Raw genomic sequence first — 22,595 nt, forward strand, 5'->3', positions numbered from 1 at the left:
GCACAGCCCATCGCCAGCGCGGGCCGGCCTGGCAGTTCACCGGCCCGCAACACCGAGAACTGGAATCCTGATGCACACTTCTGTTTTTTCCCTTGCCGTCCTGCTCGCCGGGGCCATCCCTTTTTCCGCGTACGCCGTAGACAAGTCCAGCTACACGATGGCGGACTATGCCAGCGTTGCCAAGATCGACGCCCACCTGCACCTGCACAATGCGGCGCCGGCGTTCATGGAAGCTGCCCGGCGCCAGAACTTCAAGATCCTGTCGATCAACGTCGACTACCCTGACTTTCCACCGCTCGATGACCAGCAGCGCGTCGCCATCGCGCTGAAAAAGCAATTCCCGCAGGACGTCGCATGGGCAGCGAGCTTCTCCGTCGATGGGTCCGCCCAACCTGCGTGGCTCGCCGCCACCCGCCACCGCATCGCCGCGTCGATGGAAGCCGGCGCCGTGGGCGTGAAGGTCTGGAAGAACATCGGCATGAGCCTGCGCGGCGCCGATCAACAACTGGTGATGATCGACGACGCGCGCTTTGCGCCGCTGTTCGACGACCTGGCCCGCCAGGGCATCCCGTTGCTGGGCCACCAGGGCGAGCCGCACAACTGCTGGCTGCCGTTAAAACGCATGACGGTCAACAACGACCGCACCTACTTCAAGAACCACCCGCAATACCATATGTACCTGCACCCCGAGATGCCGAGCTGGGAAGCGCAGATGGCCGCGCGCGACCGCATGGTGGCGGCGCACCCGACACTGCACTTCGTCGGCGTGCACCTGGCGTCGCTGGAGCGTGACGTGGACGAACTGGCCGCCTTCCTGGACCGGTTCCCGAACGCCGTCGTGGACGCGTCGGCGCGCATCGGCCAGCTGCAGTACCAGAGCCAGCGCGACCGCGAAAAGGTGCGCAACTTCTTCATCAAGTACCAGGACCGCATTCTCTACGGCAGCGACATGGCGCAAGAGCCTGGCCAGGACGGGGCGGCACTGGGACGCGAGGCCGAAGGCGTGTGGCGCATGCACTGGCGTTACTTCAATACAGCAGAGTCGTTCAAGGTCGCCGATCTGGACAAGCCCGTCCAGGGACTGGCACTGCCACGCGAGGTCGTGGACAAAATTTACCGCACGAATGCCGAGCGCGCCTTCCCCGACGCCTGGAAAGGCCAGCCATGACCGCGCGCCGGGCATTTCTCGGATGGCTCGGCGCGGCGCCGCTGGCAACGCAACTCCCGCTGGCCCAGGCAGCGCCTGCCTCCGCCTCCGTCGCCGGCAAGGGCCATGTACGTGTGCAGGACGCCGCCGTGTCACTGCAGTTCGACGAGCAGTTGCGTTGCCGTATCGTCAGCCTGCTGGGCAAGCAGCCCGTCGCACTGACGGGCTTCGACACCAGCGAGCACCTGGTCGTCGGCGGCAAGCCGCTCGGCCGCTTCACGCTGCAGAAGGCCGAGCCGGCCCCGGCCACGACGCCGTTTGGCGCCGGGCAGGCGCTGCACCTCGTTGGCCGCTCTGCGGAGGGCATCGAGAAACGCGTTACCGTGACGCTGCTCGACGAGCATCCGGGTGTCGCGTTGCTGGATGTGCACTACATGAATACCGGCGCCAAACCGCTGACGATCGACGCCTGGGTAAATGGCGCGCACCGCCTGGCCGCCGCGCCGCGCCACGCGGGCGGCTACTGGACCTATTCCGGCGCCAGTCACGCCGACCGGCGCGACTGGGTGCAGCCCGTCAAGCGCGGTTTCGAGCAAGGCAACTTTTTGGGCATGAACGCGTCGGACTACGGCGGCGGCACGCCGGTGGCGGATGTCTGGCGCCGCGACGTTGGCCTGGCCGTCGGTCACCTGGCGCTGCAGCCGCTGCTGGTGTCACTGCCCGTCAAGGCGGTCGGCAATGCGGTCGACATCGCGCTGCGCGGCGACGCCCCGCAGACGCTGGCGCCAGGCGCCACGCTTGCCACCCCGCCCACGTTCATCGCCGTGCACCGTGGCGACTTCTATGTGCCGCTGGACCGCTACCGCCGCCTGATGGCCGCGCAGGGCCTGGCCGCGCCCGAGCCACCGCAAAGCGCCTACGATGCGCAGTGGTGCGCCTGGGGCTACGAACGCGATTTTTCGCTCGACTATGTGCGCGCCACGCTGCCCAAGGTGCAGGAACTGGGCTTCAAGTGGGCCGTGCTGGACGACGGCTGGCAGGTCAAGACCGGCGACTGGACGCCCGACCTGGCCAAGTTCCCGCGTGGTGGCGAGGACATGAAGGCACTGGTGGCCGACATCCACGCACGGGGCATGAAGGCGCGACTCTGGATCGCGCCGCTTGCCGTGGCGCCCGGCAGCGACGAGCTGCACGAACATACCGACCTGCTGCTGCTCGACGAGACCGGCGCGGCCCAGGACGTGACCTGGTGGAACTGCTTCTACCTGTGCCCGGCCTACGAAAAGACGCAGACGCGCCTGGCTGCGACGCTGCGCATGATCATTGCGGACTGGGGCTTCGATGGCCTCAAGGTCGACGGCCAGCACCTCAATGGCGTGGCCCCGTGCTTCAATCCCAAGCACCAGCACAAGCGCCCGGAGGAATCGGTCGAGGCAGTCGCCGACTTCTACAAGGTCATGCACGACGTGGTGCATGCGGCCAATCCGGAAGCGGTGCTTGAGGTATGCCCGTGCGGGACCAGCTACGCCTTTCACAATATGCCGTACATGGACCAGGCGCCGTCGTCCGACCCGCTGTCGAGCTGGCAGGTGCGCCACAAGGGCAAGACGCTCAAGGCGCTGATGGGCCCGTGGTCCGCCTACGCGGGCGACCACGTGGAACTGAGCACGGGCGGGCAGGACTTCGCTTCCAGCGTCGGCATCGGCGCGGTCGTCGCTACCAAGTTCACGTGGCCGGTGGACCCGAAACCCAAGGACTCGTTCCTGCTGACACCCGAGCGCGAAGCGCACTGGCGCAAGTGGGTGGACCTGTACAACAAGGGACGCCTGGCCGAAGGCCGTTACCGGGGCGAGCTGTACGACCTGGGTTTCGACAAGCCGGAAACCCACGTCGTGGAGCAGGCTGGCGCGTTGCACTACGCGTTCTATGCCGATCGCTGGGATGGCGTGGTCGCATTGCGCGGCCTCGGCCCGGGCACCTGGACAGTGCGCGACTCGCTCAGTGGCAGCGTATTGGGCAAGGTGTCGACCGACAAGCCAACGCTGCCGCTGCGCTTCACGCACAGCCTGCTGATCGAAGCGCGGCCCGACCTTCCCGACCAGTTGCCTGTTGCGTTTGCCAGCAACGTCAAGGCCGTGGGCGCGGACGGCTTCCCCCACGCCTCGCAATGGGCCGATGCACCCACGACCTTCTTCCGCCACGACTGGCAAGGCAAGCCGCTCCCCGGTCCGCAATCGACCCGTGTCCAACTGTTGCGGGGCGCTGGCCACCTGTACCTGCGCTTCATCTGCAAGTACGAGACGCTCACCACCTTTGATCAGGCCGGTCCGGCGGGCGCCATCTGGCCACTGTGGGAGCGCGACGTCGTCGAAGTCTTCCTGCAGGCGCCCGATCGCGCCGGACTGAAAAGCTATCGCGAGGTGCAGGTCGCGCCCAACGGACTGCTGCAGGAAATCGCGATCGAGGTGTCGGGCAAGCGGCGCATCGACGGCGGCAGCAGCGCCAGGGCGCACGTCGATACGGGCAACAAGGTCTGGACAGCCGAACTGGCCATACCGATGCAGGGTGGAGATGGCTGGCGCCTGAACCTGTTCCGCATCGAAGGCCCCGAAGCTGCCGGCGACAACCGCGTGCATTCGGCGTGGAGTCCGACCCGCACCGCCGCGCCCGACTTCCACGTGCCAGGCGCGTTCGGCCGGTTGCTGATCGGCGCATGATGCTGCAGCGCCTGCGTCCACTCGCGCTACTTGTCATGCTGTCGGCGCACGCCCATGCCGTGCAGTCGGCAGACCGCCAGTCAGGCGATCCTGTCGAAACAAGGTTCAAAGCGTCGGCCGACGAGATTGCCAACCCCGAGCGCGGCATGTATGTCTGGGCGGCCGACAACCTGGCGGCGTGGACGCAGGCGCAAGCCGATGTGCAGTTTGCGGCCGGCTACCGGATCGTCTATGCGCCGGTGCGGCTGGACGCGCATGCCGGCCACGCGCTGCCTGCGACGCTGCTGGGCGAATTGACCGACGGCTTTGCGGTCGCCCGCCGCGCGGGCCTGAAAGTCATTCCGCGTTTCATGTACAACTTCCCGGCAGGCGAAACTGCTTACCGGGCGGCGCAGGATGCCCCCATAGATCGCGTGCTGGAACATATCGGGCAAATCAAGCCGGTCCTGGCGGCCAATGCCGATGTCATCGCGTATCTGCAGGCTGGCTTTGTCGGCGCCTGGGGCGAATGGCATACCTCGTCGAATAACCTGACCTTGCCGGCGCAGCGCACGCAGATCCGCGACGCGCTGCTGGCCGCGCTGCCACCCGACCGCTTCCTGCAAGTGCGCTATCCACCTTATCTGATGGCGTGGGCGCCGCAAGCGCCGCGCTGGCGCGACGGTTTGAACGCGTCACGGGTCGGTGTGCACAATGACTGCTTCCTGGCCTCGAACACGGATGTCGGCACCTACAGTGAAAACCCGGCGACCCGGAAGCGCGAGCGCGCCTACGTGGCCGCGCTGTCGACGGCAGCGCCATTCGGCGCCGAAACCTGCAATCCGGCCGATGCGGCCAATCCAACGCCACGCACGAACTGCGAGGACATCCTGCGCGAAGGCCGGCGCTTCGGCCTGACGTACCTGAACGACAGCTACTACCGCGACCTGTTTCACCAGCGCTGGCAGGCGCAGGGTTGCCTCGCGCAGGTCAAGCGCAGCATGGGCTACCGGTTCGAACTATCGAAGTTACGGCACAGTTCACGCATCGTGGCTGGCCAGTCGGGCGAGCTGGTGCTGAACGTGCGAAACAGCGGATGGGCGCGCGCTTTCAACCCGCGAAGTGTGCAGATGGTGCTCCGGCACCGCGCTACTGGCCAGGTCGTGCGGCTGGCCCTGGCGTCGATCGATCCCCGTGCCTGGCTGCCGGGGCAGACCAGCACCGCCACCGCGCGGGTTGCGATCCCGGGCGGCACGCCCACTGGCGCTTACGACATACTGCTGGCCTTGCCGGATGGCGCAGCGTCGCTGGCCGGCGATGTGCGCTACAGCGTGCGGCCTGCCAATGCCGACGATGCCGCCAAAGCGCAGGGCTGGGATGCATCGCTGGGCGCATTCCGTACCGGGACGACGCTGACTATTCTCTGAAGTTCTGCCACCCCGTGGGCGCGTGGCCGGCTTACTCGGCGATCAGGAGTTCGATGCCCGCCTCGCGCAGGCCATCCCGGTATTGCGGACTGATATCGCCGTCGGTGATGACGGTGTGAACGCGGTCGAGCTGCACGATACGGTGCAGGCTGATGAACCCGAACTTCGAGGAATCGGCGAGCACGATGACTTTCCTCGCGCGCTCGACCATCTTGTGGTTCAGGCTCGCTTCCGCCTCGTGGTGGGTCGTCACGCCGAACTGCAGGTCGAGGCCATCGACGCCCAGGAACAGCTTGTCGAAACTGTAGGCCTGCAGGCACGCTTCGGCCTGCAATCCCTGAATCGACAGCGCCTGCTTGCGCAGCAGGCCACCCGTCAGAATGAGGTCGACGCCGGCTGCGTTGACCAGCTCCCACGCGATATTCAGGCCATTGGTCAGCACCGTCACGTTCTGCACGTCGCGCAGGTGGCGCGCCAGCGACAGCGTCGTGGTGCCCGAATCGATAATGATGTTTTCGCCCGGCTTGACCAGGCGCGCAGCCAGTGCGCCGATGCGCTCTTTCTGCTCGTGATTCAGTGCGTCTTTTTGCGACACCGTGTGTTCGGTCGGCGGCATGCGTGCCAGCGTGGCGCCGCCGTGGCTGCGGATGGCCAGGCCCTGCGCCTCGAGTGCACTCAGATCGCTGCGGATCGTCACCGCCGAGACGTTGAGTTGCTTGACGAGTTCGCTGACCTGGACCGAGGCTTGTTCGGTAAGAGCTTTAAGAATGGTGTCGCGGCGCTGACCGGTTTGACCCATGATTGGATACGCAGATTTAATAAAAAAACAGCTTACCAGATTGGCGCACCGCCGGCACGCCATCTGCTTGCCGGCGCATCATTGCGTGCCTGCCAGGCGGTCGAGCGCTGCAGGGTTCAGCGGTATGCCCACCTGGTGCGCTGCGTACACGGCGGCGCCGAGCACGGGCGGCAGGCGCGGCGCCATCAAGCGGTAAGCGCCAGCGCTGCTGGCCGCAAGCACGCGCGCGAAAGGCGCGCGTAATGGCCCATCCTCGCCGAACAACCCGCCCGAATACGAGACCGTGACCTCGGTGCCTGGATCGACCCCGAGCTGGCCCCGTACCGCGTCGACCAGTGCAGCCACCTCCAGCGCAGCCGACTCGAGGATCGCTGCCGCCTGGGCATCGCCGAGCGCCGCCGCTTCGGAGACGAGGCGCGACAGCGCGGCCACCTTGCTGCGCTCCCCTTTGAGCTCGCCATAGACGACTTGGCACAGGTCCAGGTCGTCCTGCAGCGCCAGGCGCGTGCGCATCAAACCATGCAGCGGCCCGCGTGGCGCGCGGCCATCGCTCATGCGCGAGAACAGCGCGAGACCGGCCCGCGCAATCCAGTAGGCCGAGCCTTCGTCACTGAACAATTCGCCCCACCCGCCGGCACGCGCACCCTGCCCGCCAATGCGCCCGTAGGCCATCGAGCCAGTACCGGCGATGACGCTGATGCCATCGGCGCAAGCCAGCGAGCCGGCCCAGCTGCACACCATGTCGTTGTCGCACAGGTAGCGCGCGTGGCCCAGCACGGCGCGTGGCAGCGCATCCAGTTGCGCCTGCACGACGCGGTCTTCGCCGTACGCGGGCAAACCAAAGAACGCGAATGTGACATCGGTCGCGGTGACGCCGGCTGCCGCGAACAACTCGGAGCACCCGCGAGCCAGCACACCGGCTGCACCTTCCATGCCCACTTCGAGGTAATACGCGCTGCTCTGTTGATTGCGCGCCAGGACCTGACCCTGCCGGTCGATCAGCGCGAACGCCGTCTTGGTGCCGCCGCCGTCAACCCCGAGAAACATCGCTGTCCTCCGCCAGTGGATAGATCGTCACGCCCTGCACCACGCGATTGACAGTGCCAGACACGCTCGGGGTATCCGGACGCAAGCCCAGCGCCAGTGACTGCAGCAGCGCGAAGGCCTGGCAGAACACGATGTACGGCAGCGCCAGCGCCAGATCCGGGGCCTGCCCGACGCCATCGAGCGTGATGCAGGCGTCACCCAGCGCCGGCTCGTCGCGCCCGCTCAGCGCGAGCACACGGCCGGCACGGCCATCACTCCGCAGCTCGCGCAGCAGGTCGAGGTCATAGCGGCGGGCACGGGCATCGTTCGACAACAGCACGACGACCAGCGTGTCGGCATTGACGATCGTCTTCGGGCCATGGCGAAAACCCAGCGGCGAGTCGAACAGCGCAACGACCTGGCCATCGGTCAGCTCCAGCAGCTTGAGCGACGCTTCACGGGCCAGCCCGCGCAGCGCATTGCTGCCAAGGTAGACCACGCGGCTAAACTTCTGGGCCACCAGCCCGTCCAGCAGCGGCAGCATCGACGCCAGCACCTGCGCAGCCGCAGACGATGGCCCGGCGGTGGCGCCCGGCGCCAGCACGCCGAACGCGCCCGCCGCAGCCAGCAGCATCGAGGTGAAACTGGTGGTCATGGCGAATCCGCGGTCGTGCGTGGCGTCGGGCAGCAGGATCGCATACGCATTGGCGCGGCCCTGCGCCATCCGGCACAGAGCGCCGTCGGCATTGCAGGTGATGACCAGGTGGTAGATCTCGTCCACGACCCCGTCGGCCAGATCGACCGCCGCAACACTTTCCGGGCTATTGCCCGAGCGGCCGAACGATACCAGCAGCGTCGGCACCTTTGGCTGCAGGAACTGACGCGGGCCCGACACCAGATCGGTGGTCGGCACAGCGTCTGCGCGCCAGCCGCCGCCCAACAACGCCGGCGCCAGGCATTCGCCGATGAAGGCCGAGGTGCCGGCGCCCGTCAGCACGATGCGCAGGTCGGGCCGCGCGAGCAAGGGTCCGAGAAACGCGTCGAGCGCGCTGCGCTGATGGGCGACCAGTGCCTCGATCTCGGGCCAGACGGCCGGTTGCTGCGCGATTTCGCGCGCGGTAGCACCGGCGCCGGCGGCATCGAGCCGCTCCGCGCCAATGCCGAGAATATTCCTGTCAGCGACTAACATGCTTCCAACTCCTTCGTTGCGGCGCCTGCCATGCAGGCCGCCATGTATTGGCGCAGCACCCTGGCCACGCCCTCTTTGAGCAGATCGACCGGCTGGTTGTTCAGCCGTCCTTCACGCACGGCGTCATACTGGAACGGCAGGTACTGGCTCAGCAGCGTGAGCGGCGGCGGCGTGCGCTCCAGACTGGCCAGCAGGCGCGCCTGCGCGGCCTGGATGGCCGGATGCGGCCAGTAGTAGCGGATCCGGTCACTCAGGCTATATTGCTGGTCGAAGCGGGCGCGGCGCGGCTCGTTGTCGTAGTACTTTTGCCACTGCGCCGGCTCGGCACGCATCACGTCCAGCACCGTGTCCTTGAACCCGGAGCCCTTGCCATCGCCGGCCATCGCGGCTTCGATATCGGCCAGCGCCCACAGCGTTTCACGCAGCGCGAAGGTCGCGCCAGGGCCCACCTTGAGGATCGCAAAATGGCCGGCGACGAGCGCCGCCAGGTTGGCCGCCGTCTGGTAGTCGGTCGAATGGGCTTCGTAGACCAGCGTGGGCACGTCTTCGATCATGCGGCCGAGGTCCACGGCGCGCTCGGGCAGGAAGTCGATCACCTTGTGGTGGTCGAATTCGACGCCCGGCTGCACCACGAGGCCAACCACGCGCAGCCACGCCCCATCCAGTCCGGCGGCAGCGAATGCGGCGCGGTGCGCCGCGATCGTCTGCGTCGCCGCGGCGGGCGTGGTGACGCTCAGTTCGGCCAGGTCTTCATGCGCGCCACCCGGCACCGGCACTTCGGTGCCCACCACATACACGGGCGCTTCGCCGCCAGCCGCCTGCCAGGCCCGCTCGGCAACGGCGCACAGGCGCGCAGCCCGCGCAGCCACCACGTCATCCTGCAGCGGTACCGGATCGCCAACGCACGACATCGAGCAATCCAGATGGATCTTGCGAAAGCCCGCCGTGACGTATTGTTCGATCAGCACCTCGGCCTTCGCCATGGCGGCATCCGCGTGCTCGCCCTGCCAGGCATTGGGCCCCAGATGGTCGCCACCCAGCAGCACGCGCTCGTGCGCCAGGCCGACCCGGTCGGCGATGGCGTAGACGAAATCACGGAACGCGCTCGGGGTCATGCCCGTGTAGCCGCCATCCTGGTTCACCTGATTCGACGTGGCTTCGATCAGCACCGGCTGCGCCGGCCCTGCCGCCAGTGTGACTTCCATCGCCGCCTCGATCACGATCGGATGCGCCGAGCACACCGCGTGGATCCCGACCGCTTCGCCGGCCTTGTGCCGGCGCACCAGATTCAACATGTAGTCCATTTGTCAGGCTCCTTCGGTTGATTCGGCAGGCGCGACGCTATCGTCCGCCTGCAGCGCAAGAAACAGCGCGGCCGCCAGCGCCAGGCCGATGCCGGCCAGCCGGTAGCCGCCCGGCACCGCGCCGGCCAGCGCCATCGCGATCACGGTGGTCAACAGCGGCGCGCCGGCATTGACCAGCGGCGACACCGTCAGTGCCTTGCCATGCCGGAAGGCATACACCAGCGTCAGTGCGCCGATGGCATTGAGCACCTGGGTAGCAGCGGCCAGCAGCGGCCCGGATGGCCCGTAATTGATCGGCTGCGAGAAGTCGGTCATCGCCAGCGCCACCGGAATGCACAGCAGCGCACTGGCGGTCATGTAGAAGAAGATGCTTTCGGCATCCATACGCGTATTGGCCAGCTTGATGAAGTACGCCTGCAGACCCCATGCGACCAGCACGCCGATCGCCAGCACGAACCACAGCCCGTACTGCTGCGGCGCGCCGCCCGGGTTGAAGTCAAACAGCGGCAGCGCGCATACGGCCAGCACGATCCCGGCCACGCCCATGCGGCCCGTACGCTCATGCAGGAACAGCAGCGAGAGCACGATCGTGATGACGGGAGAGAGCGAAATTAGCGGAAAAATCAGGTAGGCCGGGCCGGCCTTGACTGCGTAGAACAGCACCATCTGACCACCCGCGCCCAAGAGGCCAATAGCCAGCCCGTAGCCGACCGCAGTGCGGTCGCGGCGTATCCGCCAGCCGGAGCGTGCCAGCACGAACAGCGCCGGCGGCACCATCGTCAGCGCCCACACCACATACACGAGGGTTTCAGGAAAACCGTTCTGGGTTGGCAAGCCTGCGAAAGCGCCCCACACGCCCCACAGCAGCGCTGTTGCCAGCGCGTAGCCAAGCCAGCGCGGCCTGGCAGCACCGGTGGCGGCTTGTTCAGGCAAACTCGTCTTTTCCAGGGTGTCTGCGGGATTCACAGGGCCACCCATGCTGCCAGCCCGGTCATGCAGTACGCAACGCCATCGCTCGATGTGCTTTTCATCCGTGTCTTCCTCCGCCAGGTGCGTTTGTTTCAAACGTTTTCGTTGCCATCGATGTGATAGTAAAGAAGTGACAAACGAAAAGCAAAGTCTTTCCAAATATTTTCGATATAGCGTGTTTTTAGTGACAAAATCGCGCCTTTTATTTTCGATTGCTTTCGATTACCATCTGGACAACGGATGTACGTGCCGTCCGACCTTTTCCGCCCGCAGACAAATTCATCGTCAGGAGATTTGCATGAACCATCGCTGGAGTAAGCCACGTGAAACCAAACCCTGGGCCGTTGTGTGCGGCAGTCTGGCTGCTGCCCTGGCGCTGTCGCTGCCGGTAATGCAGGTGCATGCAAAATCTCCCGATGATCCCCTGGCTCCGGCAGGCCGCTGGGAAGGCAACACGAGTGGCAGCGCCAGCACGCCGCCGATGGGCTGGAACAGCTGGAATGCGTTTCGCACGGAAGTCGACGAAGGCAAGGTCATGGGCGCGGCGCAGGTGCTTGCCGACAGCGGTCTTGCAAAGCTCGGCTACAACCATGTCATCCTCGACGATGGCTGGTGGATGAAGCGCCGCGCCAGCGATGGCCGCCTGCAGATCCGCACCGGCATCTTCCCGTCTGCCGCCACCGGTGGGCCGGACGGCACCAGCTTCAAGCCGTTCACCGACAAGCTGCACGCGATGGGCTTCAAGGCGGGCATTTACACGGACGTCGGCCGCAATGCGTGCTCGCAAGCCTACGACCTGCATTCGCCCAACCTGCCACAAGGCACGACCGCCGAACGCGAAGTGGGCCTGGATGGCCACGTCACGCAGGACATCAACCTGTATTTCAAGGAATGGGGCTTCGACTACCTGAAGATCGACGCCTGCGGGCTGGCCGATTTCATACCGGGCTCGGACCTGGTCAAGAAGCAGAGCTATCGCGGCATGGCGGCGCTGATCGAACGCGGGTCGATCAACCGCACGGATATCGGCGCCGTGCGTGCCCGCTACGAAACCGTTGCTGCGGCAATCAAGGCCGCGCGCCCGCTGGGTGATTATGTGATGTCGATCTGCGCCTGGGGCATGGCCAATGTGCGCAGCTGGGGCAAGGATGTCGGCAACCTGTGGCGCACCAGCGCCGACATCACGCCGAGCTGGACCAGCATGCTGCACAACTTCGACAGCGCGGCCAAACGCGCGCTGTACGCAGGCCCCGGCCACTGGAACGATCCCGACATCCTGCACATCGGCCATGGCGACTTCGATGCCAACAACCCGGTCGAAGTGCGCTCGCATTTTTCGCTGTGGGCGATGATCAATGCGCCGCTGCTGGTCAGCTATGACTTGCAGCATGGCCCGGCGTCGCTGCTCGCGGTCCTGGGCAATGCGGACGTGATTCGCCTGAACCAGGACAAGGCCGGCCACCAGGGCATCGTCGCCTATGATTCGAACGATGCGCAGATCATCGTCAAGACGCTTGGCGACGGGCAGCGCAAGGCAGTGGCGCTGTTCAACCGCGGCGCATCGCCCGCACCGGTGACGCTGCTGGCGATGCACCTGAAACTGGCGGATGGCGCGCCGGTCACGCTACGCAACCTGTGGACGAAGGAAACCTTGACCTTTACCGGCGAGAAAGCCTTCACGCTCGCGCCGCACGAGACGCTCGTGTTCGAAGTGCACGGAAAGCGCCAGCTCGAAACCGGCGTGTATCTGTCGGAGATCCCGGGGTCGATCAATGTGGCGGTTGATGGGACCCGCCAGCCGCAACTCGATCCGACCGTGCACCGCATGATCGATCCGTGGTCGAGCACCCGCTCTGGCGGCTCACGGCCACAATATGCGGGCTGGGGCGGCGCGCAGCCGGATGCAACGCCGTTTGGCCAGAGCCTGCAGGTGGCCGGCCAGGTGTTTACGTCGGGACTTGGCGTGCTGTCCAATTCGCGCCTTCAGGTGAAGAACGATGCCCGCTACGCGCGCTTGACCGCGTCAGTTGGGGTGGATGATTCGACTGAAAACACCAAGGAGCTGGTGCGCTTTTACGTGTATGGGGATGGAAAACTGCTGGCGGAAAGCGCGCCGGCAAAGTTTGGATCGAAGGTTCAGCCATTGACGGCCGATGTGCGTGGCGTGAAAGTCATTGAACTGGTGGTGCGGGATGCCAAAACCGGCAACGCGGTGCCTGTCGTCGCGACGTGGGGCGACGTGCAGCTGACGCAGTCTGGTGCCGCTGTGCCGGGTCCGCGAACCTCTAGCAGCGACCGCATCTGAGTGCCGGGACACGACACGATATGACCTCATTCACCAGCCTCGATACCCTCGTCTTCCTCATCTACTTCGTGGCCATTTCGGCCTACGGCATTTGGATCTACTGGAGCAAGAAACGCTCGTCCGGCAAGGCCACCCACGACTTCTTCCTGGCCGAAGGGTCGCTCACGTGGTGGGCCATCGGCGCCTCGCTGATCGCATCGAACATCTCGGCCGAGCAGTTCATCGGCATGAGCGGCGCGGGCTTTCGCATCGGCATGGCGATCGCGGTGTATGAGCTGATGGCTGCGGCGACCCTGGTCATCGTCGCCGTGTTCTTCATGCCGATCTATCTGAAGAACCGTATCTATACGATGCCGCAATTTCTCGAGCAGCGCTACGGCCCGGCGGTGGCGGCAACGATGGCCGTATTCTGGCTCGGCCTCTACGTGGTGGTCAACCTCACCGCCATCCTGTACCTGGGCGCACTGGCGATCAGCAGCATCGCCGGCCTGAATGTGCTGGCCTGCATGCTGTTCCTGGCCGTGTTCGCGACCGTGATCACGCTGGGCGGCATGAAGGTGATCGGCTACACCGATGTGATCCAGGTGCTGTGCCTGGTGATCGGCGGGCTCGTCACGACCTGGATTGCGCTCGACCTGGTGGCGGCGCTGGCCGGCGGTCAGGGTGCGGTGCGTGGCCTGAGCGAACTGTATCTGCGCGCCGGCGAGCATTTCAATATGGTGCTCAGGCGCGACGATCCCAACTACATGGACCTGCCCGGCATGTCGACCATCATCGGTGGCATGCTGATCGTGAACCTCAACTACTGGGGCTGCAACCAGTACATCGTCCAGCGCGCGCTGGGCGCCAACCTGCACACGGCGCGCAAGGGCCTGCTGTTCGCGGCGTTCCTCAAGCTCCTGATGCCGGTGATCGTGGTCTTGCCCGGCATTGCGGCCTACGCGCTCGACAAGTCCGGCACGCTTGGCGACGCGATGCGACCCGGTGGCGAACTCAATCCAGACCGCGCTTACCCCACCCTGCTGGCACTGCTGCCGGCCGGGCTCAAGGGGCTGGCATTCGCCGCCCTCGTTGCGGCAGTCGTCGCGTCGCTGGCCGGCAAGGCCAACAGCGTCGCGACGATCTTCACGCTCGACGTCTACAACAAGCATGTCAACCGCGGAGCCAGCGAGCAGCGCATGGTCTGGATCGGCCGGATCTCGGTGGTGGCGGCGATGGCGATCGCCGTGCTGCTCGCGCCCTTGCTAGGGATCGACAAGAAAGGCGGCTTCCAGTACATCCAGGAATACACCGGCTTCGTGTCGCCCGGCATCCTGGCGATGTTCTTGCTGGGCTTTTACTGGCGCAAGACCACGGCCGCGGCGGCCATGTTCGCGACGATTGGCGGGCTGGTGTTCTCAGTGTTTCTCAAGTTCTTGCCAATGGTGATGGACCTGGGGTTTCTGGCGCCGATCGGTTTTGCGGTCAGTAACGGCGCCGGTAGTTACGAAATTCCGTTTCTTGACCGGATGCTGATCGTGTTTGTCATGGTGGTCATCGGCATGGTTTTGTTGAGCACGACGGCGCAGCGTGACGGCAGCCACAAGCGCATGGTGATCGACCGGTCGATGTTCCGCGTTGATCGCGGATTTGCGGTTGGGTCGGTGGTGATTTTTGCGGTGCTGGTGGCGATTTATGGAGGTTGGTAGTTTGAAGGCACGTTGTTGCGCTGGTCCGATTTGTCATTCGAAGAGAATGAGTTCAGCAGCGCGCGCATTTTCACAGCCGGGTCCGTGTCCGAATGTCAGACCTGACCCCGGCTTGCTACTGATATAGCAACCATGTTTCATCGCAAAAAGCAATTGTCCTTTGACATGATTGCTGCTATAATTGCGGCCCTTTTACAACAAAACCCCCGGTAGCACACCTGCTATCGATCGCTTTCCATGCCGTGCATGGGGACCGAACCTTGGGCCTACCGCCCGCATCAAGCAACGTTCGCCGCATGGCGGTTGAACGGCACTCAGCGTCATTAACACGCACACAGCACCCGGCACGCGTTGCGCACACCGCAAGCGCCGGCACGCCTTTGGCATTGTCGCCGCGTCGACAGGCCAGGCACCGCTGTCTGCATCACCACCATGTCGCGATCTCCGCCGCGGGCCTCGATGCCTGCGGCGATTTCATTTCATTCGACAGATCGAGGGAGAACCACACCGTGGCAAAACAAATAATCATCGACCAGGTCTTCAAAGTCTTCGGCGACAAGCCGGAAGCCGCCCTGGACCTGGTTCGCCAGGGCGCCAGCAAGCAGGACATCCTGGCCCAGACCGCCTGCACCATCGGCGTATTCGACGCCAGCTTCACGATTGAAGCCGGCGAAATTTTCGTCATCATGGGTTTGTCCGGGTCGGGCAAGTCGACCATGGTGCGCATGCTCAATCGCCTGATCGAGCCGACCGCCGGGCGCATCCTGATCGACGGCAATGATATCAACACCCTGCCTGACGCCCAGTTGCGCGCGCTGCGCCGCAAGGACATCAGCATGGTGTTCCAGTCGTTCGCGCTGCTGCCACAACTCACCGTGCTCGACAACACGGCGTTCGGGATGGAACTGGCCGGCACGCCGAAGGCCGAGCGCCATGCGCTGGCCTTGCAGGCATTGGACCAGGTGGGCCTGGCCGGGTACGGCGCCAGCTATCCGGACGAACTATCGGGCGGCATGCAGCAACGCGTGGGCCTGGCCCGCGCGCTGGCATGCGATCCCGCCATCCTGCTGATGGATGAGGCGTTTTCGGCGCTCGATCCGATCATGCGTACCGAGATGCAATCGGAGCTGCTGCGCCTGCAGCAGATCAAGCGTCGCACCATCGTGTTCATCTCGCACGACCTCGACGAAGCGATGCGCATCGGCGACCGGGTTGCCATCATGAAGGACGGCCATGTGGTGCAAGTGGGCACGCCCGAAGACATCCTGCGCCAGCCTGCCAACGACTACGTACGCAACTTCGTGCGCGGCGTCGATGCCGCAGCCGTGTTCAAGGCTGGCGATATCGCCCGTAAAAGCCAGATCGTGGTAGCGGAGTCGCCGGCGCGCGGTTCGCGCGCCGCGCTGTCGATGCTGGAAGAGCAGGATCGCGCCTACGCCTATGTCGTCGACCCGCAGCAGAAATTCCTGGGTGTGGTCTCGGCCGACTCGCTGCGCAGCGCGCTCGACGGCCACGTCGGCCCGCTGGGCCTGGCGCATGCCTACCTGCCCGATGTCACCACCATCGACGCCGATGAACCAGTCGCCGGCCTGTTCGGCCAGGTCGCGCAGATGCCGTATGGCGTGCCCGTTGTGACGAACGACGGTAAATACCGCGGGGCTATCAGCAAGACCACCCTGCTGAAGTTCCTCGACCGCGATACGCCGCCCATCGCCGCACCAAACAACCCGAAAGGACAAGCATGAATTCCGGCACCGCTATCGCGACCGCGACCCAACCGGTCGCCCCACAAGCTGAGCAGATCAATCCATGGCTGCCGACGCCACCGCGCGATACCTCCTGGCTCGACGCCGCGCCGGCCGCCTCGCCCGATCAGGCCAGCGTCGGGCTGTCCGACCTGCTGAACGGCTCGCTGTCGCTCCAGTCCGGGATCAATGACGCCTTGGGCTGGGTAGTCGAACACTTCCGCCCATTCTTCCAGATCGTGCGCGCGCCCATCGACGCCACGCTCGACGCCGTCAGCGCCCTGCTGCTGGCTGCGCCAGCGCTCGCAGTGATCGCCGTCGTCGGCCTGCTGGCCTGGCAATTCACCACCCGCACGCTCGCCATTGGCACCGTGGTGGCGCTGCTGATCGTGTCGATGCTGGGCATCTGGTCCGACGCCATGATCACGCTGTCGCTGGTGCTGACCTCGCTCGCTTTCTGCATGGTGATCGGTTTACCGCTGGGGATTTTCCTGGCCAGCAGCGACCGCGCCCAGAACCTCCTGCGTCCACTGCTCGACGCCATGCAGACCACGCCGGCCTTTGTCTACCTGGTACCGGTGGTGATGCTGTTTGGTATCGGTAATGCCCCGGGCGTGATCGTGACCATCATCTTTGCCCTGCCGCCGCTGGTGCGCCTGACCAATCTCGGCATCCGCCAGGTGCGGCCCGACCTGATCGAGGCAGCGCGCGCTTATGGCGCCTCGCCGTGGCAGTTGCTGAGCCGCGTCCAGTTTCCGCTGGCGATGCCGTCGATCATGGCCGGTATCAACCAGTCGCTGATGCTGTCGCTGTCGATGGTCGTGATCGCTTCGATGATCGCCGTCGGTGGTCTGGGCCAGATGGTCTTGCGCGGCATCGGCCGCCTGGACATGGGCTTGGCAACCGTGGGCGGACTGGGCATCGTGCTGCTGGCAATCACGCTGGACCGCTTGACGCAATCGATGGGACAGCCGCGTCGTGGCGTACGCCACTGGTACCAGACTGGCCCGGCCGGCCTCATCCTGCGCCTGACGCGCGGCAAGCAACCATCATAATAAAAGGACCACGAATGCATCGCATGAAAAAATTTACGATCAAACACCAGTCACGACGCATGTTTCGCTGGATCGCCACCATCGCGCTGGGCGCCCTGGCGCTGACGACCCACCTGGCCATGGCGCAAACGCCGGCAGACGCCCTTCCCGGCAAGGGAATGAAAGTGCAAGCGCTGCAAAGCCCGGTTGCCGAAGAGACGTTCCAGACCATGCTGGTCGACCGTGCGCTGGCAGCGCTGGGCTACGCACCGCAACCCATCAAGGAAGTGGAATACCCCACGGCCCACATCGCCATTGCCAACGGCGACGCCACGTTCCTGGCGGTGCACTGGGATCCCTTGCACAAGGATTTCTATGACAACGCCGGCGGCGATGCCAAACTGCTGCGCATGGGCGAGTACGCCGGGCCGGCCGCCCAGGGCTACCTGATCGACAAGGCCACCGCCGACAAGTACGGCATCACCAATATCGGCCAACTGCGCGAGCCGCGCCTGGCAAAGCTGTTTGACAACGATGGCGATGGCAAGGCGGACATGGCCGGTTGCAATCCGGGCTGGGGCTGCGAAGCGATGATCGAGCAGCATATGGACGGCTTCAAGCTGCGCGGCACGGTTACACATGTGCAGGGCAATTACTCCGCACTGATCGCCGATACCATCGGCCGCTTTAAGCGCGGCGCCCCGATCCTGTACTACGCCTGGACGCCCTACTGGGTCAATGGCGTCCTGATTCCGGGCAAGGATGTCGTGTGGCTGCAGGCACCGAAGACGGCGTATCCGGGCAAACCCGATACACGCCTGCCCGATGGCAGCGACTACGGCTTTGCCATTAACACAACGCGCTTTGTCGTGAACCGTGCCTGGGCCGAGAAGAACCCGGCAGCCGTGAAGCTGTTCCAGGTGATGCGCTTGCCGATTGCCGATATCGACGCGCAGAATGCGCGCATGCGTAGCGGTGAGAATGCACAGGCCGATATTGCGCGTCATGTGTCGGGGTGGATCAAGTTTCACCAGAAGGAATTTGATGGGTGGATTGCGCAGGCGCGGGCGGCGGCGACGCCGTGACGTTGCTGCGGTCATGGCGTAGTGCCGTCGGGATGCCGGTGGTTGCTCTCGGCCTGAAGGCGGCTGCCCGGCCCTGCGTGGGCCACCAGTAGAATTCCGTGATCCAGACCGGGCTGGTGGAAGTGTCGCGGCAGGTTTACTGCAGTTCGGGGGCCTGGCTACCATGGTCGCCAACGTACAGCGGCTACGGCATCTGCAGCGCGACTGGGCGGTGAACGGGGCTTGCCGAACGTCGCAAGCCTCAGCCTCAATGCCCGTGCGGCCTGCACGACGACTCAGTTCGCTGATATCCCAAAGCCAGCGAGGTTCCGGCCCGCGCCCGGTTCGGCATGGGCGCCAACGAAGCGATGCGCTGCACCGATCGCCCGGTCAGGCTGCCCGCCCGTGTCGATAACGTAGTGGGCCGAAACCGAAAGTCGGGGGAGCTATCCGCACATCGACTACCAGGTGTTTGCTGCGTCGCGCACGTGCGCGCTGTCCGCGAAGGCCGAGCTCCAGGCAACCGGTCCGTTCTGGCAGCACGCTGCACAGCCCGAGCGTCCTGCGAAGTTGGTCATTTAAGGCGCCCCCGTCCCTGCAAGCCTGGTTGATTGGCTGAGAAATTACTGTAAGTGTTGGCTGTGAAGTTATCCGTTTTTTGGCGCACTCTATGTTGGTTAGTTACATGTTTACTCAGCTTTGCGTTAGTTTCCAGCCCACTCCAGTCGATTCCCTGATCACTCCACGTGTGCCTGCGCGTCGATTCGCGCTCACCCTCCATGATTTAGATTGTCGGCAGACCACAGTTGGATCGTGTGTCACGAGGTCTTTGGGCAGGCGCGCATCATTCCTGGGCGTATCGCCAGAGCCAGGTCGAACAGGATCTCGTACTTCCCGCTTGAATCACCGAATGCCGCCGGATCGCCGGCATTGGCGCCGACGTTCGCACACGAAAGGACAAAACCGCCCAGTCCACCCTGAAGCAGCATGCACGCTTCCCATTCGAGATCACGCAACTGTGCGTGGCCTCGCTTTAGGACATTCCTGAGCCATCCGCCCTGCTCTCGGTAATCGACGCACCATGCCAGGCTATTGATCTTGCATTTGGCAACAATTGGAATGACTTCGAATCTTCCATCCTGCGGAGACATGCTCGTCCGCCGAGGCCAACCGCCGCGAAAAGCAGGACGGTCCAACCGTAGACGTACATTTGTGACTTCAGCAGAGAGAGGCCGCAGGCACCCACTCCTCATCCTACAGAGGCTTTGTCACCCAGCAATACTGCTCTCCAGCAATCCGATAGGCTCGACGATCCAACCCATCAACATCTAGGAGGGGGCATCAATGCTGCATGCACATCAAGCCGCGACGAAAGGAATCCTTGCCATTGTCATCGTCTGTGCGAACTGTATGGCCTACACTGCCGAATGGACTAACTCAACCGCGCCGCCAGAGGGTGCAACACCCGTGCTGCAGGGTGGGCTGGACAACCCGGCCTTCCTGGCCTGGCTCGGTCCGGTGCCACCCGGCCTGACACGGGATCAGGTCGGCCAACGCAGCACCGCCGTGTTTGATCTTGTAGTGAAGGAGATGGCTGCCGACCATGACCTGAAAGCCTTCACCTGCAAGACGCCGGCCGAAGTCGGCCCGGTGCCGATGATGGACGCGGTGGAACGCTATATCGACGGACTGCCGGAAAGCCAGGACGATGATGCCCTGTTGCATGGGCTGAACCAGGCTGCCCGTGCCGGCAACTGGATTGCGCGCGCCAACCTGTTTTTCCTGATGAGCCAGCGGCAACAGTTGGATCTGGTAGGGGAGCTACGGATGATCCAGCTGCTTGAATGGATGCATAAGCGCAGGCTTGGCGCCCTGTATGCCTTCGTGGGCGACGCGATCATGGCGTCAGGTATCACCAATGGCCTCTCGGGAAACGGCCCCACTGCGATGGATGAATTCGCGGCGCTGCGCAACAGCTACCAAGCCCAATACGAGGTCGGGCAAGACCTCAAGAAAAGCGCTGACCCGGACAAGGTCCGGCTGGGCGAACGGATGATCGCCTGCGCGCTCGGCTCTTCCCCGGCCTATGCGCGTGTGTTTACCGGTGAAGCGAAAAAGCGACGCGATGCCCTCTATGAGAAAGAGCACGAGGCCAGCTTTTCGCCACTGCACCGTGCGGTGCGTGACGGTGACGTCGCGCAGGTGGAGAAGCTGCTGGCAGTGCCCGGCACCGACGTCAACGCCAAGAGCAGCCGCGATCAGACTCCGCTGGATATGGCATTTCTCGGCAAGGTACAAGAAGCCCGCATCGTCGAGGCGCTGATCAAGCGGGGAGCGAACGTGGCCGGAAACGGCGCGGTCGACAAGCGCGCCGGACGCTACGATCAGGACGAGGTACTGAATCGCGCGATCAAAGCGAACCCGGCGGACCTGCACGTCGTCGAAATGCTGGTGAAGGCAGGAGCAGAACCATTCGAACGGACAGCAGTGCATGAAACAATTATTACCACCCCGTTTAGCGATTCATTCGACGCCTACGAGTCCGGTAGCCAACCGGCGATACTCGAATTTCTCCTGTCGACGAGAAAGCTGGACCCACGATCGGCGCTGGCGGGTGACTACCTTGAACACGCGGTCAGCCATCCGAAGGTACTGGCGCGTCTGCTCGGCTACGGCATCAAGCCCGAGCATGCGGACGATCTACTGTTCGAGCTAGCGAGCGCCAGTTCGTATCCCGCTACCCTGGCGGTGCGTCAGCAGTACCTGGCGATCGCTGCCGATCTGGTCCAGCACTACCCAAGCATGGCGAAAGCGATCAGGGGTGAAGATGGATACCGCAGCATGAAGCGGGCAGTTTCCATCTGCAACCTCGAATTCGCAAGTTGGCTTCTCGACAAGGGGGCATCCATGCGTCCCACCGATGGTGATGACCCGGGCGCACTCGTCTCGGCGGTTGTCGATCACTGCGACAAGACGTATTCTCCATCACCTGATACAGATTCGTCGGCTGACCGCGACCACTGGCGCATGGTATTTCTTGAAAAGCTCAAGGCCAAGAGCTACGACTTCAACGTCGAGGCAAACGGATGTCCGGCCTGGTCGTACGATGGCAGCAGTTGCCTGGGACCCGAAGACGACAATCTGACATTGGCGCTGCTGGCACTGGGTGCGGATCCGTACCTTTGGTATCCTCGCCAGGACCGCGGTGCGCTTGCCTGGGCCATTGACCGCTGCAAGACAGTGGTGCTGGATGCAATGTTGGCGAAACCACCGAGCAAGCTCGACGCACTGACCATGAAAGGACTCGACGCCGCACTGGAAGCGACGTTAAGAGAACCATGGCCGGGCCTGAACTGCCCCACAGACTTCATGGGCAAGACAGCGAGCAAGCTGATCTCGTACGGAGCGCGTCGGGATGCAGGCAAGTGACAGCATTTACGGCTGCGGCAAGTCTCGATGAGGGCCGGGTTGTAGACCACCACTTCTCGATTGGCAGCCCCAAAAAAAGCGCCATGCCACCATGGATTGCTTCCTGTGCCCGCCACGGAGCGATCGACCTGTGTTGTACCAGTCAGACGCACGACATCCAAATTATTTGCGTTACCACATACTCGCGACGCGTGTCGGCGCAATAATTTCCCTTAGTAAAAATCCGATCCAGACTTGCCCGCTGCGGTCATGCATGCCACGCCCATGCCGTCCTGTCCTGTTCTGGGAACGAATAACGGGAGCGCTTAAAGATGGTGAAGTACACTTCCAGTGTGTGGGACCGGCTGATCGCGCCAATCCCCGCATGCGCCGCCGAGCGCCGACCGCTTCAGCTAACGCTGGCGCAACACAAGCTTGCGATTGCACGCGACCTCGAAGCCCTGCTCAACACCCGCGTTGCCATTTCCCCGGAAGAGCTGGCGACGTACCCTGCCTGCAGGGAATCCATCGTCAATTTTGGCCTGGCTGACTTCGCCCAGCTGTGCCTTACCAGTAGTACCGACCGCAAGAAAATTTGCGATCTGCTCACCGCGGCCATCGTGCGCAACGAACCGCGGCTGGCACAGGTACGTACCCGGCTGGTCGAAGAATCCGGCAAGGTAAACCGACTCAGTTTCGCCATCTCCGGCCAGTTGCGCACACTGGCCAATGACGACCGCGTGCAGTTCGACATCATGCTCGAACCCTCGAGTCTGCAGTACGCCATTCGCTGA

General features: G+C 64.1%; 16 protein-coding genes. 10 read left to right on the forward strand and 6 right to left on the reverse strand.

Features of this window, described 5'->3' with window-relative positions:
* Nucleotides 1-70 precede the first annotated feature (70 nt).
* The 3 genes from ACZ0AJ_RS09715 to ACZ0AJ_RS09725 are packed head-to-tail and all read left to right on the forward strand — an operon-like array spanning nucleotide 71 to nucleotide 5,270.
* Entirely contained in the window at nucleotides 71-1,168 is a 1,098-nt protein-coding gene (locus ACZ0AJ_RS09715; RefSeq protein ID WP_499454180.1) for an amidohydrolase family protein, read from the forward strand.
* A complete protein-coding gene (locus tag ACZ0AJ_RS09720) occupies nucleotides 1,165-3,864 on the forward strand; it encodes an alpha-galactosidase (RefSeq protein ID WP_499454181.1) in 2,700 nt (899 codons plus the stop codon). The genes ACZ0AJ_RS09715 and ACZ0AJ_RS09720 overlap by 4 nt, the downstream gene beginning before the upstream one ends.
* Nucleotides 3,861-5,270 carry a DUF4832 domain-containing protein gene (locus ACZ0AJ_RS09725; RefSeq protein ID WP_499454182.1) on the forward strand — a complete coding sequence of 470 codons (1,410 nt, stop codon included), beginning with the start codon at nucleotides 3,861-3,863 and terminating at the stop codon, nucleotides 5,268-5,270. The genes ACZ0AJ_RS09720 and ACZ0AJ_RS09725 overlap by 4 nt, the downstream gene beginning before the upstream one ends.
* Before the next feature lie 31 nt (nucleotides 5,271-5,301).
* Here the strand turns inward: ACZ0AJ_RS09725 and agaR are convergent, their stop codons facing one another.
* The 5 genes from agaR to ACZ0AJ_RS09750 form a co-directional block, all read right to left on the reverse strand.
* On the reverse strand, nucleotides 5,302-6,069 hold the full coding sequence (gene agaR, locus ACZ0AJ_RS09730; RefSeq protein WP_183552891.1) for a transcriptional repressor AgaR: 768 nt from the start codon (nucleotides 6,067-6,069) through the stop codon (nucleotides 5,302-5,304).
* A gap of 78 nt (nucleotides 6,070-6,147) precedes the next feature.
* Nucleotides 6,148-7,116: an N-acetylglucosamine kinase gene (locus tag ACZ0AJ_RS09735; protein ID WP_499454661.1), complete on the reverse strand. Its 969-nt coding sequence runs from the start codon at nucleotides 7,114-7,116 to the stop codon at nucleotides 6,148-6,150.
* The gene (locus ACZ0AJ_RS09740; protein ID WP_499454186.1) at nucleotides 7,100-8,284 is read right to left on the reverse strand and encodes an SIS domain-containing protein; all 1,185 of its coding nucleotides are present in this window, start codon (nucleotides 8,282-8,284) and stop codon (nucleotides 7,100-7,102) included. Before ACZ0AJ_RS09740 ends, ACZ0AJ_RS09735 begins: the two co-directional genes overlap by 17 nt.
* The gene (locus ACZ0AJ_RS09745) at nucleotides 8,278-9,588 is read right to left on the reverse strand and encodes a D-tagatose-bisphosphate aldolase, class II, non-catalytic subunit (RefSeq protein ID WP_499454663.1); all 1,311 of its coding nucleotides are present in this window, start codon (nucleotides 9,586-9,588) and stop codon (nucleotides 8,278-8,280) included. The genes ACZ0AJ_RS09740 and ACZ0AJ_RS09745 overlap by 7 nt, the downstream gene beginning before the upstream one ends.
* Before the next feature lie 3 nt (nucleotides 9,589-9,591).
* On the reverse strand, nucleotides 9,592-10,521 hold the full coding sequence (locus ACZ0AJ_RS09750) for an EamA family transporter (protein ID WP_499454665.1): 930 nt from the start codon (nucleotides 10,519-10,521) through the stop codon (nucleotides 9,592-9,594).
* A 334-nt stretch (nucleotides 10,522-10,855) separates the two neighbouring features.
* Between ACZ0AJ_RS09750 and ACZ0AJ_RS09755 the strand changes: the two genes are divergently transcribed.
* From ACZ0AJ_RS09755 to proX, 5 genes are all read left to right on the forward strand, one after another.
* The gene (locus ACZ0AJ_RS09755) at nucleotides 10,856-12,862 is read left to right on the forward strand and encodes an NPCBM/NEW2 domain-containing protein (protein WP_499454667.1); all 2,007 of its coding nucleotides are present in this window, start codon (nucleotides 10,856-10,858) and stop codon (nucleotides 12,860-12,862) included.
* A 20-nt stretch (nucleotides 12,863-12,882) separates the two neighbouring features.
* Nucleotides 12,883-14,550: a sodium:solute symporter family transporter gene (locus ACZ0AJ_RS09760; RefSeq protein WP_499454194.1), complete on the forward strand. Its 1,668-nt coding sequence runs from the start codon at nucleotides 12,883-12,885 to the stop codon at nucleotides 14,548-14,550.
* Nucleotides 14,551-15,059: 509 nt separating this feature from the next.
* Entirely contained in the window at nucleotides 15,060-16,295 is a 1,236-nt protein-coding gene (proV, locus tag ACZ0AJ_RS09765; RefSeq protein ID WP_258834426.1) for a glycine betaine/L-proline ABC transporter ATP-binding protein ProV, read from the forward strand.
* The gene (proW, locus tag ACZ0AJ_RS09770; protein ID WP_499454195.1) at nucleotides 16,292-17,350 is read left to right on the forward strand and encodes a glycine betaine/L-proline ABC transporter permease ProW; all 1,059 of its coding nucleotides are present in this window, start codon (nucleotides 16,292-16,294) and stop codon (nucleotides 17,348-17,350) included. The genes proV and proW overlap by 4 nt, the downstream gene beginning before the upstream one ends.
* A 59-nt stretch (nucleotides 17,351-17,409) precedes the next feature.
* Nucleotides 17,410-18,414 carry a glycine betaine/L-proline ABC transporter substrate-binding protein ProX gene (gene proX, locus ACZ0AJ_RS09775; RefSeq protein ID WP_499456765.1) on the forward strand — a complete coding sequence of 335 codons (1,005 nt, stop codon included), beginning with the start codon at nucleotides 17,410-17,412 and terminating at the stop codon, nucleotides 18,412-18,414.
* Between the two features lie 797 nt (nucleotides 18,415-19,211).
* Here proX and ACZ0AJ_RS09780 read toward each other — a convergent pair.
* On the reverse strand, nucleotides 19,212-19,544 hold the full coding sequence (locus ACZ0AJ_RS09780) for a hypothetical protein (protein ID WP_499454196.1): 333 nt from the start codon (nucleotides 19,542-19,544) through the stop codon (nucleotides 19,212-19,214).
* A 193-nt stretch (nucleotides 19,545-19,737) separates the two neighbouring features.
* On the opposite strand from ACZ0AJ_RS09780, the gene ACZ0AJ_RS09785 reads away from it, so the two are divergent.
* Both ACZ0AJ_RS09785 and tssE read left to right on the forward strand, forming a co-directional pair.
* The gene (locus ACZ0AJ_RS09785) at nucleotides 19,738-21,822 is read left to right on the forward strand and encodes an ankyrin repeat domain-containing protein (RefSeq protein WP_499454197.1); all 2,085 of its coding nucleotides are present in this window, start codon (nucleotides 19,738-19,740) and stop codon (nucleotides 21,820-21,822) included.
* 311 nt (nucleotides 21,823-22,133) lie between these two features.
* Nucleotides 22,134-22,595: a type VI secretion system baseplate subunit TssE gene (tssE, locus tag ACZ0AJ_RS09790; RefSeq protein ID WP_499454198.1), complete on the forward strand. Its 462-nt coding sequence runs from the start codon at nucleotides 22,134-22,136 to the stop codon at nucleotides 22,593-22,595.

It is taken from the genome of Telluria sp. AC161, assembly GCF_979258535.1.

Coding starts and splice junctions, on each gene's coding strand:
- ACZ0AJ_RS09755 (WP_499454667.1), top strand. CDS start 10,856: ATGAACCATCGCTGGAGTAAGCCACGTGAAACCAAACCCTGGGCCGTT.
- ACZ0AJ_RS09745 (WP_499454663.1), bottom strand. CDS start 9,588: ATGGACTACATGTTGAATCTGGTGCGCCGGCACAAGGCCGGCGAAGCG.
- ACZ0AJ_RS09780 (WP_499454196.1), bottom strand. CDS start 19,544: ATGTCTCCGCAGGATGGAAGATTCGAAGTCATTCCAATTGTTGCCAAA.
- tssE (WP_499454198.1), top strand. CDS start 22,134: ATGGTGAAGTACACTTCCAGTGTGTGGGACCGGCTGATCGCGCCAATC.
- ACZ0AJ_RS09735 (WP_499454661.1), bottom strand. CDS start 7,116: ATGTTTCTCGGGGTTGACGGCGGCGGCACCAAGACGGCGTTCGCGCTG.
- ACZ0AJ_RS09785 (WP_499454197.1), top strand. CDS start 19,738: ATGCTGCATGCACATCAAGCCGCGACGAAAGGAATCCTTGCCATTGTC.
- agaR (WP_183552891.1), bottom strand. CDS start 6,069: ATGGGTCAAACCGGTCAGCGCCGCGACACCATTCTTAAAGCTCTTACC.
- ACZ0AJ_RS09725 (WP_499454182.1), top strand. CDS start 3,861: ATGATGCTGCAGCGCCTGCGTCCACTCGCGCTACTTGTCATGCTGTCG.
- proX (WP_499456765.1), top strand. CDS start 17,410: ATGTTTCGCTGGATCGCCACCATCGCGCTGGGCGCCCTGGCGCTGACG.
- ACZ0AJ_RS09720 (WP_499454181.1), top strand. CDS start 1,165: ATGACCGCGCGCCGGGCATTTCTCGGATGGCTCGGCGCGGCGCCGCTG.
- proW (WP_499454195.1), top strand. CDS start 16,292: ATGAATTCCGGCACCGCTATCGCGACCGCGACCCAACCGGTCGCCCCA.
- ACZ0AJ_RS09740 (WP_499454186.1), bottom strand. CDS start 8,284: ATGTTAGTCGCTGACAGGAATATTCTCGGCATTGGCGCGGAGCGGCTC.
- ACZ0AJ_RS09715 (WP_499454180.1), top strand. CDS start 71: ATGCACACTTCTGTTTTTTCCCTTGCCGTCCTGCTCGCCGGGGCCATC.
- ACZ0AJ_RS09760 (WP_499454194.1), top strand. CDS start 12,883: ATGACCTCATTCACCAGCCTCGATACCCTCGTCTTCCTCATCTACTTC.